Here is a 15,239-nt window from a genome sequence, read left to right on the forward strand (position 1 = left end):
CCGTGCCGCGAAGTAATAGTCGAAGGTCGGGTTCGGCATGCGCCCAAAGACAATGATTCGTTTGACAGGCCCACGTGGGCGACCGGTCGCTCCGGGCCTCAGTTGCGGTCGCGGCAGCTTGCGCTCGATCCATAGGGCAACTCGTTCTCTGAGATCCGTCAACCTGATGACCTCGGAGATAGATCGCGCGGGCGAGCCTCGAGAACAAAATCCTCCGCGATCAGGGAGAGATTGGGGTTGTGATACGGATCATTCCGCAAGATATCGCCCCACCGCTGATACACAGTCTGTTCCTCGCGCGCGAAGCGGCGCAGCTTTTCAGGTGTATTGTCCGCACCTCGAGAGACCGATTCCCTGTGCAGCATGGCGCTATCAGGTGTCCAGACAATCGTGCATCCCGCCTTCCGCACCTTGACGCAGTAGTCGACATCGTTGAACGCAACGGTCAAATTGCTCTCATCCATGCCACCAATTTGCATCCAAAGGCTCTTGCGTGTCAGCAGGCAAGCCGCGGTGACCGCAGAGATCTCCCGCCGTTCACGCAGGAGGCCATTGTCCTCACCGGATCGCGGGTGCAGGAAATGAAAGCTGTGCCGAGCAACCGTCCCCGCCCCGAGCGTTACACCGCCGTGTTGCACGTAACCATCCGGGAAAAACAGTAGGCTGCCCGTAGCGCCAACATCCGGATCATCCAACTCGCGAGCAAGATTCGAAAGCCATCCGGGCTGCAATGGTTCGACGTCATTGTTGAGTAATAGGATGAGTTCATGGCGCGAGGCTTCGACACCAAGATTGCAGGCGCTTGAAAAATTGAACCCACCTGGCAGCGGCAGACGACGGATACGCCCAGCCTTTTCATAGCGGTCCATAAGGGCCAGAGCTGCGGGATCGCTGCTGTCATTGTCGATGACAATAACATCCAGATCAACGCCATCGGTGCTTTCAAAAAGCCCCTTCAGGCACGCCTCAAGCAGATCCGCCCGATCGCGCGTCGGGATGATGACGCTCACCTTGGGCACCTCAGCTGCATCCGCTTTATGTCGCACAGGTCTCATCGTTCGTTGGTATGGAGCGTCTCTATGCAAGAGCACCCGCGGCACATGAAGGACCGCACCGCGGCGGCCCTTTGCAGCTTTGGCGATCACCTCGCCCAACGGCATATTCTCGAGGTCCAAGCCCTCCGGCAGGTCGGCCAAGCGGACAAGGGCGCCGTCCAATGGGAGCCAACCGGAGTAAGCAAGTGGCGGATTCCAAGCCGGCTTGAAGAACGGATCGATCCGGCGACCAAGCTTGCTGACACGATCCTCGTCGCTATAAACCGCGGCCACCGAAGACGAGAAAGCGAAGGGTTGCGCAAGCCTCTCCAAAGCACGCGGCGCCAGACGCACACCTGCGGGAAGCCGCATCCATAGTTGCGGTCGGGTCTCCTGCTCGTCCTCATTCTTGAACCTTGCTGCCTCACTGGCCGGCATCTCGGCATAGTCGCACCAGGTCTGCGCGCTAAGTGAGGCACGTGTTTCGGCGAGAGCCTTTTCCGTGCCGTCCTCAATGGAAACAAACACGAAAGGTTTTGTTGGCCAGTCTTCCGGGGGAACTGGCATCTCCGCACACTCTGCAGCCTGCTGGGCGTCGATCCATTCGTCATAGCTCGGCGCCGACAAAGCGTCGACCTGCCTGGCAAAGCGAAACGTGGCGCCTTTCACATTGCGCGCCATAAGGAGACGAAGAATACGAAGAATGAACAAGGGCCGTCGCAGAACCAGGATAATCCCGATCTCGAGCAGCGAAAGCCGCCGCACGTTTATTTTCGGGGTAACGTCCGCGGATATTTCCGCTGTTGCCTCATCGGCGACAAGCGTTGCGCCTTCGAATTGCACCGGCAGCCATCCATAAAACCGTCCACGGCCTTTGCTGTTCACCAGGAAAGAGCGGAAAACCGTAGCTGGTACTCGGCCCTTACGATGCAACGCCAAGCGCGGGCGCAGACCCAGACGGTGCCCTGGATCCTTAACCGTTAGAACGACAGGACGGTCGGCATAAGCTCCCGGCGCAGCCTTGAGCGGCACCTTGAATTCGACCTGTGAAGCGTTAGCCATCATTCTCTATCTTGCAATTCAGCGAAACCGGAGTCGGTATGCCGCTTATGCCAGAGCTTTGAATGAAATTTAACTCATAATTCCGGTTATCTGCGCAAACCGGATATCCATGCCTCCAATATTGTTTCAGGCAGGTGCCAACTTGATCGTCAGCCTTCCAACCTCGGCGCGCGGCAGACTTCTGTGGGCGTACCACAATCCGGCTTTGGTCGAGGAGCACCCGGTTGGCGAGGTCCGGCGCTTCCTTCTGATCGTGAAATGCAAATAGGGTGGTCATGCCCAACTCGTCGTGGATCTCGAGAAAGCAGCGCCGAAGATCTTGCCGGATATAGGCACCAAGCGGCCCGAAAGGTTCTCGAAAAGCAGTCAACAAGACGTGGGGGACCGCCACGAAGCGCAGGTGGCGCGGTTCCTGGTTTTCGTTTCGGCTGGCCGTCTGCGAAGCCGCCGGTAAGCGGCTGGTGCGCTGGTCGGACAATGACGAAGCCGTGCTACGCTCCGGCCCTGACAGCCGCACATGTGCGTAGGACTTTTCTGCGTACTCAGCTCGATCCAATTCACGAAGTTATTGAGTTTGCGCTTGCATAATCTGCAAGCGTCACCTTGCGAGCTTCCATCGACCTCATCCGGACAAGGAAGCAAAGCGTTATCAGGTGCGCGATGCTCGCGAGTTCCTGATGCAGATTGGAGTAACGCCATGAACGCCATGACTTACAACGGGTATCACGCTCGCATCGAATTCGACGCTGAGGACGAAATGTTTTTCGGCAGGATTGCAGGTATCTCCGATGTAATCGGCTTTCACGGTGACAGCGTCGCTGAACTGAAGAAGGCCTTCCATGAGGCCGTCGATGATTACCTCGAGACCTGCAGGAAAGAAAGCAGAGAGCCGCAGAGACCCTATTCTGGGAAGATGATGTTTCGTGTCGCTCCCGCAGTCCATCGCCGAGCAGCTCTTGCTGCCGAGCTTTCGGGAAAGAGTCTCAACCAGTGGGCAGAAGAGGTGCTGGAAGAAGCCGCCGACCGCTTTGCTGAGGCACGCCTGTCGGCGTCGTGATCGTTGCGTGGTCGATAAATTGGCCTTCCGCACCAATTAAATTAGGCGATCTTTCCAAGCACACAATGTAGACGCCCGTAAGATCTGCGCGTGCACGAAGGCTCGCGACGAACGGCTGGCCTCGCCCCCTGCGAACTTCATTCGATGACGCGCTTGAAGAAATGAAAGTGGCGCCAACGACGGAGCTTCTGAAATTGTTCGAGCATGAAATTGCTTCTTGTGCTCACCGTTGGGGGCGTCGCCCGGGGGGCATTACTGGCATCTTCGGCATAGGCCCTTCTATGATACTCCTGCCGGTACACAGGGAAGACAGCGATCTATTATAGAACAACGCAGCGTTGGCTAGATTGACAACAGCGGCGATTGTTGGCATACTAGCCAACATGGATGCGCAAAAAATCACCGAGCACAAAAACGTTGAAGCAGACGGCAGCATTATCCAGTTTGTCGTCTGGAAGGTGCCGGAACCCGTTCCCCCGACCACGCACGGTTTCAAGTATCGCATGGTCTATATTCGAAACCACGAGCGCGTCGTCGGTTTCGATAACGAGCGCGGCAAGGGTGATCATATGCATCTGGACGGCAAGGAGTATCCTTACCAGTTCACGTCGCTTGAGCAACTCATTGAGGACTTCATGTCCGAGATCGAAAAACGGAGGCAGTCATGAGGACATTGACCATCACGACGAACACCGATTGGAAATCGGCCCTGCGCGCCGCCGGAGAGAAGGCCAAGGTGGGTCTTGCCACCGGGACCTATCAGGGCGAGACGCTGAATTTTGCTACTCCCGGAGCGTTTTTCTCCCACCTTACCGAACGTCGATGGGAGATGCTGAACGAGCTTCTCAGGAGTGGAACGATCGGAGTCCGTGAACTTGCGCGCCGGCTAGGACGAGATGTCAAGCGTGTGCATGAAGACGCTGCGGTGCTCGTCAATCTAGGACTAATCGAGCGTAATGAACGTGGCGCACTTACATGCCCCTTCGGAAACATTCACGTTGACATGGTAATGACGTCCGCAAAATCGGCGGCGTAGGTGTCCTCCCTAGAAAGGGAGGCTGTGAAGACCTAAGGCCGTTGTCCTAATCTTACCGCGCAGGCGCTTGGGTAAGGACAAACGGCCGGAATTCCGCTCACCGCCGCGCGCCGATTATCGTTGCGCTACGCCGCCGGCTCCGCTGATCGCCAAAACTCGGTGATCTTCTCTTCTCGATCTCACTGCGATGTTCTGTAGGAGACATGTCTCTCCCCACTTTTGTGAAGATCGGTTCAGCATGATACTTGCGCCGGGTCTCCGACGCCGGTTAATTCGCCGCTTTTTAAGGTCTTGCACGCGCACCCGATTTAAACACCTCTCGGGAAAACCTGCGGGTTCCTAAGGATAATCCCAGCCCCCTGAGACAGATCTGGTTCAACTTGCTCAGGGATTTCAAACTCCACTCGGATAGCGTCTTTGGTCGTGGCAACGACGGTCAATCCATCGGGCCGATGGAGGAAACGTTCGATCTCCACCGGAATTCCTCCCCCATCCTTCTGCCAAACCACATCCCGTGGCCTTACGAATACCTCAACAGGACCAACTTCGCTGGACGCAATCCCGGTGGCCGTCTCGCCGATAAAAACGAAACCGTCTCGTGCGACGCCTGGAAACTTGTTCACGTCTCCTAGAAACTGCATGACAAAAGCCGACCCCGGATGTCGGCACACTTCAGCCGGCGTTCCCTCCTGCACAATCCTGCCTTGATCGAGGATGACGACGCGGTCGGCGAGGTCGAGCGCCTCCTCCTGATCGTGCGTCACGAACAGGGTGGTAATGCCGAGCTCATTGTGGATCTCGCGAAGCCAGCGCCGCAGGTCTCGGCGAACGTTGGCATCAAGTGCACCGAAGGGTTCGTCAAGAAGTAGCACTTTCGGATCAACTGCCAGAGCGCGGGCAAGTGCCACGCGCTGACGCTGGCCGCCGGAAATCTGGCCGGGAAAGCGGTCGCCAAGGCCCTCGAGCCTGACCAGCCGCAGCAGTTCCAGAACACGCGTGGCGATTTCGGGCTTGCTGCGCCTGGTCTTGGAGACCTTCATGCCGAAGGCGATGTTCTCGGCGACCGTCATGTGCGGAAAGAGCGCATAGTGCTGAAAGACGAAGCCGACGCCGCGGTCGCGGACCGGGATGTCGGTCGCGTCCTGATCGCCGAAGTAGATGTGGCCGCCATCGGCATATTCGAGCCCGGCCACCATGCGCAGGATTGTCGTCTTGCCAGAGCCCGAAGGACCAAGGAGTGCCACCAGTTGTCCGCTCTCGATGTCGAGCGAGACTCCGTGCACGGCGCGGAACGTGTCGAACGTCTTTACGACCTGGTCGAGACGGATCTTCATGGGCGGGTTCCTGCGTTTTGTTCTTTGGCCACGGAGCCAAGCGCCGGCCGACGGCCGGCACCGCGGCGCTCGAGCGCGACCTTGGCAATGATGGTGACGACGGCAAGCGTCGCCAGGATCGAGGCGGCAGCAAAAGCGCCGGCCGCCTGGTAGTCGTGATAGAGCAGCTCGATATGGAGCGGCAGCGTGTTGGTCTGACCGCGGATATTGCCGGAGACAACCGACACTGCGCCAAACTCACCCATGACACGGGCGTTGCAGAGAACGACGCCGTAAAGCAGTGCCCATTTCACATTGGGAAGCGTGACGGAAAAGAACGTGCGCCAGCCTGACGCCCCGAGGGAAGTTGCCGCCTCTTCGAGGTCCCTGCCCTGCGCCTGCATCAACGGGATAAGCTCGCGCGCGACGAAGGGTGCTGTCACGAACATTGAGGCAAGGACGATCCCCGGCAACGCGAAGAGGATCTTGATATCAGCCGCTTCCAGCATCGGACCGAACAGCCCTTGCAGACCGTAAACGAAGAGGTAGGCGACGCCGGCAACGATCGGCGAGATCGAGAACGGGATCTCGATCACAACAAGAAGAGCGCGCCTTCCCCAGAAATCAAACTTGGTGATCGCCCAGGCGGCGGCGAGACCAAAGGCGGTGTTGACGGGCACGGCGATCAAGGCGGTTGCAACCGTCATGAACATGGCGTGACGCGTATCGGGATGAGCGATGGTCGCCGCATAGGCCTTCAAACCTTGCCCGAAGGCTTCGACGGCAATCACGATCAGCGGTGCGAGCACCAGAATGGCGCCGAAGAACAGCGTCGTACCAATCAGCACGCGGCGAACGATCGGCCCGTCGCCGACGCGCGGCGGTCTGCGTCTGGTCGGTGTCATCGTCAAGACCTCGCGGTGTAGCGCAAGGCACGCGCCTGCAGGAGATTGGTGGCAGCCAGCATCAGGAAGGCGGTGATCAACAGCACCGAGGCGATGGCAGCTGCCGCCTGGTAGTCGTATTCCTCAAGCCGGATGAAGGCGAGCAATGCGGTGATTTCAGTTTCCATCGGCTGATTGCCGGCGATGAAGATGATCGCCCCGAACTCGCCGAGCGACCGGGCAAAGGATAGTGAAAGGCCGGCAAGCAGTGCCGGCATCAGCAGGGGCAGGATGACGCGCAGGAAGATGGCGCGATCCGATCCACCGAGCGATTGCGCGGCTTCTTCCAGTGCGGGGTCGAGGTCTTCAAGCACTGGCTGCACCGTGCGGACGATGAAGGGCAGACTGGTGAAGCACATGGCCACCATGATGCCGAGCGGTGTGTAGGCCACCTTGATGCCGAGGGGCGCCAGAAGTGAACCGAACCAGCCGTTCGATGCAAAGAGCGTCGTCAAGGCGACACCGGCAACGGCCGTCGGCAAAGCGAAAGGCAGATCGACGATCGCGTCGATGATCCGACGTCCGGGAAAGCGGTAGCGAACGAGAACCCAGGCAAGCGCCAGGCCGAAGACGAGGTTGAAGGCGGTGGCGACAAGTGCTGAAAGTACGGTGACGCGGTAACTGGCGACGGCGCGCGGGGAAGAGATGATCGCCCAGTATTCAGCCGGCCCAAGACTCGCCGCCTTGAAGACAAGAGCCGCCAAGGGCAACACGACGATTAGTCCGACATAAAAGAGGGTGATGCCCAGCGACAAAGGCAGACCGGGCAGGACATTGCGTTTCAAGGGATCGCCTCCACGGCGGCACGGCTTTCATTCATGGCAGAACCCGGCGAGCAGAACTCGCCGGGCAAAGGTTCGGTTTGTTATCGCTCGTTAGCGATTGCCGTAGATCTGGTCGAGCGCAGCACCGGCAGCGAAGTGTTCGTCCTTGATCTTGCCCCAGCCCCCAAAGGCGTCCTCGACCGTTACCAGGCGGATCTCCGGAAACTGACCCTTGAATTCGGCCGTCACTTTTTCGTTGTGGACGCGGTGGCCATATTCAGCGGCGATCTTCTGGCCCTCTTCGGTATAGAGGAAATCGAGATAGGACTTTGCCAATTCACGCGAGCCGCGCTTGTCGGCGACCTTGTCGACAACGGCGACCGGGAATTCCGCAAGCAGGCTGACGGAAGGAACAACGCTTTCGAACTTGTCGGTACCGTACTGCTTGGCAATCGAACGCGTTTCAGCCTCGAAAGTGATGATCACGTCGCCGATTTCGCGCTCGACGAAGGTCGTGGTTGCAGCACGCCCACCGGTATCGAAAACCGGAACGTTGTCGAAGATCTTCTTGACGAATTCGGTCACCTTGGCCGGATCGTCCTTGAAGGCTTCCTTGGCATAGGCCGTTGCCGCCAGATAGGTGTAGCGCGCATTGCCCGATGTCTTCGGGTTCGGGAAGACCACCTTCACGTCGTCACGCGCCAGATCACCCCAATCCTTGATGCCTTTCGGGTTGCCTGCGCGTACCAGGAAGGACGGGAAGGAATAGAAGGGCGAAGCGTTGTTCGGAAACTCCTTCTGCCAACCCTCGGCGACGAAGCCGTTCTTTGCCAGGAAGTCGATATCGGTGACCTGATTGAAGGTCACGACATCAGCCTCCAGGCCTTCGACGATCGCGCGCGCCTGCTTCGAGGTGCCGGCATGCGATTGGTCGACGGTGATGCCCGGGTGCGCCTTGATGAAAGCCTCATTCTCAGCCGCAAAGACTTCCCGCGCAACATCGTAGGAGGCATTGAGAAGGGTGGTCGGCGCTTCGGCGAGGGCCGGGCCACTCAGGAGCGCGACAAAGGCAGCGCCTGCGATCAGCAGTTTCTTCATGGGTATCTCCGGTGGAATAGAGGCGGCAGGTTGGATGAACCCTAATGGCCGATATCGGAGACGACGAGGCACGGTGATCTTAGGTTGTTTGCGGAACGAGAAAAATCACCTAACGAACTCGGATATCAAAGAAAATGGCGTTGCGGCCCTGGCCGTAAACTACCGATCAGGGGTTGCCGTCGCCTCTTGTGCAGGAGACGACTGCGACGGCCGCTTGAGGCTGATGGCCGGCGCTTCGCCCTCGAACGTCTCCACCCGCCGGTCATAGACCGGTGAGATCGTGCCGAGCACGCGGTCCCAGAAGGAGAAATAGTTCGCGTAGTTGTATTTGAACTCGGCGTGATGCTGATCGTGATAGGTGGTGCAGAGCAGCGGCCAAGGGTAGCGCGCCGTCGGCGAGGCAAAATATTCGAAACCCGCATGGCCGAATGTGCCGTTGATCTGGTCGAACAGCCTGTGCGCCAGCAGGATCAGCGGCGGAAACGGCACCACAAAGGCGATGACAGCGTAAAAGCCTTGCGACAGGGCCGTATCCACGAGGCCGATGGAATCGTTGCTCCACACGGTCGGGGCGACGCTTCGATGATGCAGCAGGTGATATTTGTAGAACAGCTTGGTGTGCAGCAGCCGGTGCGCGAAATAAAACCAGGCGTCGAACAGCACCATGCAGAGCAGGAAGAGCGGCACCGCCGTCCACCAGTTGAAGGCCCAGGGTGCGAATAATGTCCAGCCCTGATACTGGGCAAAGAGACCTATCGCAACGGACGTGCAGGTCACGAGGATGGACGCCATGCTCTGGCGGATCTCGACGCCTTTGCGTTTTTCCCCACGCCGCCCCTTCTGGATGCGCCGCTCCGGGTTGCGATCGTTGAGCCAGGTGATGCCGTAGCCGAGCGCAAAATAAACGAGCACCGTCGCGGCGTAGACGACCGCAAGAATGGCGAGAAAAGTCAGGGTACCCTGGACGAACGCGTTCAAGTGGAGATCCGGTGCTGCATCGTGGGAAATAATCAGACACGCTGAATACACCAACCCGATCGAGCAAGGCAAGGCAACTCCCCAGCCTAGACCCGTTCCAGATCCGATAGAAACGCGCTCAGTTCCGCTTTGTCGATCCCGACAAGATGGCCTTTGTCGGGATAGGCGCCGGAACGGACGTCTTCGGCAAACTCCGTGAAGGCGGCGATGCGCTCGCGCTGCAGGCGCTCATACTCGGCGGTGAAGTTGCGGTAGATTTTTGCGTGACGGGGAACGTGGCCACGATTGGCGCCGAGCACGTCATCGCTGAAGAGGTACTGTGCGTCGCAGCCCGTGCCGGCTCCCATCGACAGCATGAGCATCGACGTTTTCACGCTGATCGCGGCGGCGACCTCGCCCGGCACCACTTCGATCTCCGCGGCAAAGGCGCCTGCCCCTTCCAGCGCCTTTACCTGGCGCCAGATCTCGATGGCGCTTGCCGCCGTTTTGCCGACGGCGCGAAACCCGCCTGTCCAGGTAGCTTTGGAGGGGATGAGGCCGACATGACCGCAGACCGGGATGCCCTCTTCGCGCATGCGGCGAACGGTAGAGAGGCTTGCCGCGCAGTAAACCGCGTCGCCTCCCGCCTTGAGCGCCTTGAACGCGGCGCGGATATATTCATCCGCCGTGACGAGATCGCCATATTCGAGGCCTGGAAAGGCAAAACAAGTCGGGGCAACTTCGCGGAACTCGGGCCCGAGCAGCGCCGGCGGCACGGAGACCAGGTCGATGCCGGCGGCTTCGGCTGCCTCCGCCTCATCAAGTGTTTCGACCCGCAGCATCGTCAACTGCCTCTTGCCTTTCATCGAAAGAAGGTCGGCAACGGTCGGGCGACGGTTTCGCATCAGGATCTCCGGATATCGGTCGTTGTTATGATGGACGGAAAAAGCATCATGCCTCAGGCGGCGAGCAGCGCCTTCAGCTTGGTGTCGATTGAGCCGAGCGCCTGCGGATCCGGCGTTTTCCCGGCAGCAATGAGCATCTCGGCAAGGCGGATGTCGCGAGCGATCGCGTTTCCTGTGCCGATGCCGCTCGCGCTGATCAGTCGACCGTTGGCGTCAAGATGAAAGAGAATGAAGGCGCCATCGCCAAGGTCCCGCTGCACCGTCATCACAGCACCATCGGCAAGGCCGGCGATCTGCAGCGTCAGGTCATATTGATCCGACCAGAACCACGGCACGCTCGCAATCGTCTCGGCAGCCCCCATCAGGTTGGCCGCGGCAAGCGTTCCTTGATCCTGCGCGTTTCGCCAGGCTTCAAGCCTTATCCGCCTGTTATCATAGTGCCTGAGAGGATAGGAGCAGCAATCGCCGGCCGCAAAGATGTCAGGGTCTAAGGTGCAAAGCCTCTCATCGACGGCGATGCCATTGTCGATGGCAAGACCGGCAGCCTCGGCCAAGGCCGTGTTCGGCACGGCTCCAATGCCGATCACGACCAGGTCGGCGACAAGGATGCCTCCGTCGGCAAGCTTGATTTCGACCTTGTCCTCGCGTTCTTCGATGCCGGCGATACTGGCATTGCAGCGGATATCTACGCCTTCCAGTCGATGGCGTTCGGCAACAACGGCGGCGATTTCTTCCGGCACGCCACGAGAAAGCACCCGTGGCAGGCCCTCGAGGAGGACGACATCTGCGCCGAGCTTGCGGGCGGTCGCGGCGAGTTCCAGGCCGATAAACCCGCCACCGATAATGGCAAGCACCTTGCCCGGTGCGATCTTTGAGCGGATGGCGGCAGCATCCGCGTGCGTCCGGAGCATCCGGATAAGCGGTGCTGTCTGTGGCAAGCCCGACAATGGCCTGGGTCTTGCACCGGTCGCCAGCAGCAATTTGTCGTAGGAGAGTTGCCGCCCGTCAACGATCCGCACCGTCTTGGCACCACGATCGATGGCCTCAACGGTCGCGTCTGTAAGCACCTTGATCCCGGCTGACTGGTAGCGTTCAGCGTCGGCGACGTATTTGGGGCCGAACTGCCCGGCTAGGCCGTCCTTCGAGAGCGGCGGTCGCTCGTAAGGCAGATGCGGCTCCGCACCAATGAGCGCGATGTCACCTTCATAACCCTTCTCCCTAAGCGCGAATGCTGCCCTCGCACCACACTCGCCGGCGCCGACGATGACAATTTTGTTCGTGGGCCTGTTCATGTATCTCTCCCAATGTCGCTATTGGACGCCTTGAGCGCCGGCTTAGGCGACCGCGATGAAAACACTGCCGGCCTCGACCTTGACTGGATAGGACTTCAGGTTGACGCAGACGGGTGCGCCCTTGGCCTGGCCGGTCTTGTAGTTGAAGCGGCCATTGTGTTTCGGACATTCGATGATGTCGTCCATCACCAGCCCGTCTGCGAGATGAATGTGCTCGTGGGTGCAGAGACCATCGGTCGCAAAATATTCGTCGTCAGGGCTGCGGTAGACGGCAAAGGTACGGCCCTCATGGTCGAAGCGGATCACGTCCTCCTCGTCGATCTCATCGGCCGCACAGACCTCGATCCAGTTTCCGCTCATGGTCTTCCTCCAAATGTTGGTTGTTTGCTGGCCCGCCTACTCGGCGGCATGCACCAGGGCATCGCTGTGGAATTCTTCGCGATAAGGTTTTGCCGTTGGCGGCAATTCGCGTTTGAGGAAATGGTCCTCGTTCCTCAACTGGCGCAGGAAGGCCGGGATCATCTCGCGATAGCCATGAAGCATCGATGGGTTGGGCTCGGGCAGATCGTGCTTGATCATCGCGTGAAGCCGCGGCAGCGCGTGATAGGGCACCATCGGGAACATGTGATGTTCGACGTGGTAGTTCATGTTCCAATAGATGAAACGGCTGACCGGGTTCATGTGGACCGTGCGGCTGTTCAGCCTATGGTCCGTGACGTTGTCGGCAAGCCCCCCATGCTGCAACAGACCGGTAAGCACATGGTGCCAGGCACCATAGAGGCGCGGCAGGCCGATCAGCATCAACGGCAGGATCGAGCCGAGATAGAGCGACAGGCCGATCGTTGCGAGATAGATGGCAAACCAGATCCGCGCGATCCGGATTGCCTTCGGCTGTTCCATTTCCGGGACGAAGGTTTTCTCGGCTGCGCTAATGACGCCAAAAGCATTGCGCACCATGTCGATGACCGCGTGCCAAACATCCAAGATGCCGAAGAAGTTTAAGACGAGCCGAAGCAGATCCGGCGGGCGCATGACTGCAATTTCAGGATCCCGACCGACAATGACCGTGTCTGTGTGGTGACGCGTGTGGCTCCAGCGCCAGGTCACCGGATTGCGCATGATCAAGAAACAGGCGACCTGATAGACGATGTCGTTCATCCACATCGTCTTGAACGCCGTTCCGTGACCGCATTCGTGCCAACGACTATCGGAAGCCGAGCCATAAAGGACGCCATAAGCGAGAAAGAAGGGGACCGCCCACCCGGTTCCCCAGAAGTAGACGCCGAGGCCGCCGAAGAAAATGAGGCTGCCGAACCAGATGGCTGTGTCGCGGATCGCCGGACCATCCTCGCGCTTCATCAGTTCCTTCATCTGCTTGCGCGGTATCTCGGTGTGGTACCACTCGGCGGCAGACAGCCCGTTGGCGACCGCCGCCTGGGCGTCCCTCCCAAGCAAGCTGTAATCACGCTTCGTTGGAACCATCGCCATCGTTCTCTCCTCCGCAATCAACCGCACGTCGGCGGCCGTTCCTCGTCTCTTGGAGCTGACGATAGGTTGACTTTTGCAAGTGCTCAATGCAGTGATGATATATTCTCTCAAATACCATCAAATCCTGCATTTCATGAATGATGGAATCATTTCAGGGGCAGCCAATGAGCAACAGACCGACGATTGCCGATCTTGCCCGCGCCGCGGGCGTCAGTGTTGCCACAGTGGACCGCGTGCTCAACGGCAGACATCCGGTGCGCGAGGAGACGGCGCGTCGGGTCTATGATGCCGCCAAATCCATCGGTTACCATGCAGTCGGCTTGCTTCGTCAGCGGGTCTTCGAGGACCTGCCGCAATACCGCCTCGGCTTTCTCCTGCAAAAGCCACAGCAGTCCTTCTACCAGGCCGTGGCCAAGGAGATCGAGAACGCAGCACTCGCGCTGTCGAACGTACGCGCCCTGCCCCAGGTCGAATTCGTCGCCAACTCCACACCGACGGGCATCACCGAAAAACTGAAGGCAATGGCTGCACGCAATCAGGCGATTGCCCTTGTCGCGCCGGACTATCCGGCGGTGACGGCGGTGGTCGAAGATCTGAAGGAACGCGGGATCCCGGTTTTCTCGCTGCTTTCCGACTTTGCAGCGGGGGTTCGGGAAGGCTACATCGGCTTGAACAACCATAAGGTCGGCAGAACGGCTGCCTGGATGATTGCAAAGGCCGCAAAGAGACCGGGCAAGGTCGCAGCGTTCGTCGGCAGCCATCGATTTCTCGGTCATGAACTACGTGAAATCGGCTTTCGCTCCTATTTTCGCGAGCACGCGCCTGATTTCGAGGTGCTCGACACGATGGTCAATCTCGACACCGCCGAGATCACCCACGAAGCGACGCTCAACCTCTTGCAACGCCACCCGGATCTGACCGGCTTTTATGTCTGCGGCGGCGGCATGGAAGGAGCGATCTCGGCGATCCGCGAGGAAAAACTCGAAGGCAAACTGATCGCAGTCGTCAATGAATTGACCCCGGAATCGCGCTCAGCACTCGCCGACGACGTCGTGACCCTGGCGATATCAACGCCGACGGGAGCCCTTGCACGGGAGACAATCAATCTTATGGTGCAGGCAATCGGCAAAGGGCCGACGGGCGCGCCGGGGCAGACTTTCCTGCCCTTTGATCTCTTCACGCCGGAAAACATCTAACGGCGCAATGCGCGACCTGGAAAAAAAGTCAGCTATCCCGCCTCGTTGCGGTAATTTCCTCAACCAGATAATCAATTGCCTGGAGCGGCTCCAACACTGCCCACGTCTTTGGATGGCGATAGATGGGGTAGAGGCTGAACGCTGCGAAAGTGAGTTGATCGACGGTCGGTCGCCCGGTTGCCCGCCTCGCATGGGCCACTTGGGCACGATCTTCCACATGGTCTTCTGTCAGCCCCCAACCCGCATAAAATGGGGTCGCATAACAACGAACGGGAAGGCCACGCAAAAGCGCGTCGAAGCCCATTTGGCTGGAGACGGTCCAGACCTCATCGACGACGGCTAGAATTGCTGCGGCAGACACCTTGTCGGCCATCAGCGTTACGCCTAGTAACTTCGATGCCCGCTCGGTCATATAGCCCTTGCGATGACCGGCAATTACGTCTGGATGCGTGCGAACGACGATCTGCGCGCCGCTTGCAAGTGCATCATCCAGCATTCGATCAAAGGCAGAGGGCGAGCCGAGTGCTTTTTCAACGGAAACATCTCCAAACACTTGATCGACCAGCAGTATCCTGCGCCGTGTCGACGGGGCGAGACAAGGTTCGCGGTGAGGGAGGTTGTTGTATTTCGACAGCTTGTGCTCGACCAGGGCTTCGCGGATCGGAGCACCGACATCATGCGCTAAGCCACTGGCCGCCTCGCCGATCAGCAATTCCAATCGAGACATGCGGCCAGCATCGACCGGCAGCGCCTTATCATCAACGACAATCGAGATCGGAATACTTCCATCCTTGCCGAGACCGACCGAGCGCAGGAAACCATCCTCGAGATGCCAATGCGGAAGCTGACGCAATCGCGCAATTCGCATTGCTGTCTTTGCTGGCAGCCGGCCGCCCCAGGAAACGATACCATCGAGTCCAGGCGCAAGCGTCGAGCGAAGCGGTGCATCGCCAAAATATTGCCCCAACCAAGGAAACGCCTTGTGCACGAAATATGTCGCCCCGAGCCGTGCCCCCCATTTCGGGTGCCAGGGGCGGACTTGCGTCGTCGTGGGTGCGGGATTGTCGAGCACGTCCATATTCTCACTCTGCCA

At 59.1% G+C, this 15,239-nt stretch carries 16 protein-coding genes and 1 pseudogene; 5 read left to right on the forward strand and 12 right to left on the reverse strand.

Going from position 1 to position 15,239, the window contains the following annotated elements; all coding sequences use genetic code 11:
* Window positions 1-158 precede the first annotated feature (158 nt).
* Both ABIE33_RS15655 and ABIE33_RS15660 read right to left on the reverse strand, forming a co-directional pair.
* Window positions 159-2,099: a glycosyltransferase family 2 protein gene (locus tag ABIE33_RS15655; protein ID WP_429126441.1), complete on the reverse strand. Its 1,941-nt coding sequence runs from the start codon at window positions 2,097-2,099 to the stop codon at window positions 159-161.
* A complete protein-coding gene (locus ABIE33_RS15660) occupies window positions 2,089-2,574 on the reverse strand; it encodes a hypothetical protein (RefSeq protein ID WP_429126443.1) in 486 nt (161 codons plus the stop codon). The genes ABIE33_RS15655 and ABIE33_RS15660 overlap by 11 nt, the downstream gene beginning before the upstream one ends.
* Before the next feature lie 124 nt (window positions 2,575-2,698).
* On the opposite strand from ABIE33_RS15660, the pseudogene ABIE33_RS15665 reads away from it, so the two are divergent.
* The 4 genes and pseudogenes from ABIE33_RS15665 to ABIE33_RS15680 all read left to right on the forward strand — a co-directional run.
* A pseudogene (locus ABIE33_RS15665) lies at window positions 2,699-2,797 on the forward strand (type II toxin-antitoxin system HicA family toxin); the annotation flags it as partial.
* The gene (locus ABIE33_RS15670) at window positions 2,794-3,153 is read left to right on the forward strand and encodes a type II toxin-antitoxin system HicB family antitoxin (protein ID WP_429126445.1); all 360 of its coding nucleotides are present in this window, start codon (window positions 2,794-2,796) and stop codon (window positions 3,151-3,153) included. The pseudogene ABIE33_RS15665 and the gene ABIE33_RS15670, both read left to right, overlap by 4 nt.
* 338 nt (window positions 3,154-3,491) lie before the next feature.
* Entirely contained in the window at window positions 3,492-3,821 is a 330-nt protein-coding gene (locus ABIE33_RS15675; RefSeq protein WP_429126446.1) for a toxin-antitoxin system TumE family protein, read from the forward strand.
* Window positions 3,818-4,189 (forward strand): hypothetical protein, encoded by a 372-nt coding sequence (locus tag ABIE33_RS15680; RefSeq protein WP_429126448.1) that lies wholly within the window; start codon window positions 3,818-3,820, stop codon window positions 4,187-4,189. The genes ABIE33_RS15675 and ABIE33_RS15680 overlap by 4 nt, the downstream gene beginning before the upstream one ends.
* A gap of 308 nt (window positions 4,190-4,497) precedes the next feature.
* Here ABIE33_RS15680 and ABIE33_RS15685 read toward each other — a convergent pair whose 3' ends face one another.
* From ABIE33_RS15685 to ABIE33_RS15725, 9 genes are all read right to left on the reverse strand, one after another.
* A complete protein-coding gene (locus ABIE33_RS15685; protein WP_429126450.1) occupies window positions 4,498-5,523 on the reverse strand; it encodes a sulfate/molybdate ABC transporter ATP-binding protein in 1,026 nt (341 codons plus the stop codon).
* Entirely contained in the window at window positions 5,520-6,407 is an 888-nt protein-coding gene (gene cysW / locus ABIE33_RS15690) for a sulfate ABC transporter permease subunit CysW (protein WP_429126452.1), read from the reverse strand. Before cysW ends, ABIE33_RS15685 begins: the two co-directional genes overlap by 4 nt.
* A 2-nt stretch (window positions 6,408-6,409) precedes the next feature.
* Complete coding sequence (gene cysT, locus ABIE33_RS15695; protein WP_429126454.1) at window positions 6,410-7,231, reverse strand: sulfate ABC transporter permease subunit CysT; 822 nt, start codon at window positions 7,229-7,231, stop codon at window positions 6,410-6,412.
* A 90-nt stretch (window positions 7,232-7,321) separates the two neighbouring features.
* Window positions 7,322-8,308 carry a thiosulfate ABC transporter substrate-binding protein CysP gene (gene cysP, locus ABIE33_RS15700; RefSeq protein ID WP_429126456.1) on the reverse strand — a complete coding sequence of 329 codons (987 nt, stop codon included), beginning with the start codon at window positions 8,306-8,308 and terminating at the stop codon, window positions 7,322-7,324.
* 159 nt (window positions 8,309-8,467) lie between these two features.
* On the reverse strand, window positions 8,468-9,286 hold the full coding sequence (locus tag ABIE33_RS15705; protein ID WP_429126458.1) for a sterol desaturase family protein: 819 nt from the start codon (window positions 9,284-9,286) through the stop codon (window positions 8,468-8,470).
* A gap of 86 nt (window positions 9,287-9,372) precedes the next feature.
* Window positions 9,373-10,170, reverse strand: a complete 798-nt coding sequence (locus ABIE33_RS15710) for a 3-methyl-2-oxobutanoate hydroxymethyltransferase (protein WP_429126460.1) — start codon at window positions 10,168-10,170, stop codon at window positions 9,373-9,375.
* A 53-nt stretch (window positions 10,171-10,223) separates the two neighbouring features.
* On the reverse strand, window positions 10,224-11,462 hold the full coding sequence (locus ABIE33_RS15715) for an NAD(P)/FAD-dependent oxidoreductase (protein WP_429126462.1): 1,239 nt from the start codon (window positions 11,460-11,462) through the stop codon (window positions 10,224-10,226).
* 42 nt (window positions 11,463-11,504) lie between these two features.
* Window positions 11,505-11,822, reverse strand: coding sequence for a MocE family 2Fe-2S type ferredoxin (locus tag ABIE33_RS15720; RefSeq protein ID WP_429126463.1), 318 nt, complete (start codon window positions 11,820-11,822; stop codon window positions 11,505-11,507).
* A 36-nt stretch (window positions 11,823-11,858) separates the two neighbouring features.
* The gene (locus ABIE33_RS15725; RefSeq protein ID WP_429126465.1) at window positions 11,859-12,950 is read right to left on the reverse strand and encodes a fatty acid desaturase family protein; all 1,092 of its coding nucleotides are present in this window, start codon (window positions 12,948-12,950) and stop codon (window positions 11,859-11,861) included.
* Between the two features lie 164 nt (window positions 12,951-13,114).
* Here ABIE33_RS15725 and ABIE33_RS15730 point away from each other — a divergent pair, with 164 nt between their 5' ends.
* On the forward strand, window positions 13,115-14,146 hold the full coding sequence (locus ABIE33_RS15730; RefSeq protein WP_429126467.1) for a LacI family DNA-binding transcriptional regulator: 1,032 nt from the start codon (window positions 13,115-13,117) through the stop codon (window positions 14,144-14,146).
* A 28-nt stretch (window positions 14,147-14,174) separates the two neighbouring features.
* On the opposite strand, the gene ABIE33_RS15735 is transcribed toward ABIE33_RS15730, so the two are convergent.
* Complete coding sequence (locus ABIE33_RS15735) at window positions 14,175-15,224, reverse strand: capsular biosynthesis protein (RefSeq protein WP_429126469.1); 1,050 nt, start codon at window positions 15,222-15,224, stop codon at window positions 14,175-14,177.
* Between the last annotated feature and the right edge of the window lie 15 nt (window positions 15,225-15,239).

The organism is Ensifer sp. 4252 (assembly GCF_050434565.1).
In the GTDB taxonomy this organism is placed as follows: domain Bacteria; phylum Pseudomonadota; class Alphaproteobacteria; order Rhizobiales; family Rhizobiaceae; genus Ensifer.

Bases quoted from the DNA above. Each gene is read 5' to 3' on its own strand.
- ABIE33_RS15655 (WP_429126441.1), bottom strand. From the start codon at position 2,099: ATGATGGCTAACGCTTCACAGGTCGAATTCAAGGTGCCGCTCAAGGCT.
- ABIE33_RS15670 (WP_429126445.1), top strand. From the start codon at position 2,794: ATGAACGCCATGACTTACAACGGGTATCACGCTCGCATCGAATTCGAC.
- ABIE33_RS15680 (WP_429126448.1), top strand. From the start codon at position 3,818: ATGAGGACATTGACCATCACGACGAACACCGATTGGAAATCGGCCCTG.
- ABIE33_RS15685 (WP_429126450.1), bottom strand. From the start codon at position 5,523: ATGAAGATCCGTCTCGACCAGGTCGTAAAGACGTTCGACACGTTCCGC.
- cysW (WP_429126452.1), bottom strand. From the start codon at position 6,407: ATGACACCGACCAGACGCAGACCGCCGCGCGTCGGCGACGGGCCGATC.
- cysP (WP_429126456.1), bottom strand. From the start codon at position 8,308: ATGAAGAAACTGCTGATCGCAGGCGCTGCCTTTGTCGCGCTCCTGAGT.
- ABIE33_RS15710 (WP_429126460.1), bottom strand. From the start codon at position 10,170: ATGCGAAACCGTCGCCCGACCGTTGCCGACCTTCTTTCGATGAAAGGC.
- ABIE33_RS15715 (WP_429126462.1), bottom strand. From the start codon at position 11,462: ATGAACAGGCCCACGAACAAAATTGTCATCGTCGGCGCCGGCGAGTGT.
- ABIE33_RS15720 (WP_429126463.1), bottom strand. From the start codon at position 11,822: ATGAGCGGAAACTGGATCGAGGTCTGTGCGGCCGATGAGATCGACGAG.
- ABIE33_RS15725 (WP_429126465.1), bottom strand. From the start codon at position 12,950: ATGGCGATGGTTCCAACGAAGCGTGATTACAGCTTGCTTGGGAGGGAC.
- ABIE33_RS15730 (WP_429126467.1), top strand. From the start codon at position 13,115: ATGAGCAACAGACCGACGATTGCCGATCTTGCCCGCGCCGCGGGCGTC.
- ABIE33_RS15735 (WP_429126469.1), bottom strand. From the start codon at position 15,224: ATGGACGTGCTCGACAATCCCGCACCCACGACGACGCAAGTCCGCCCC.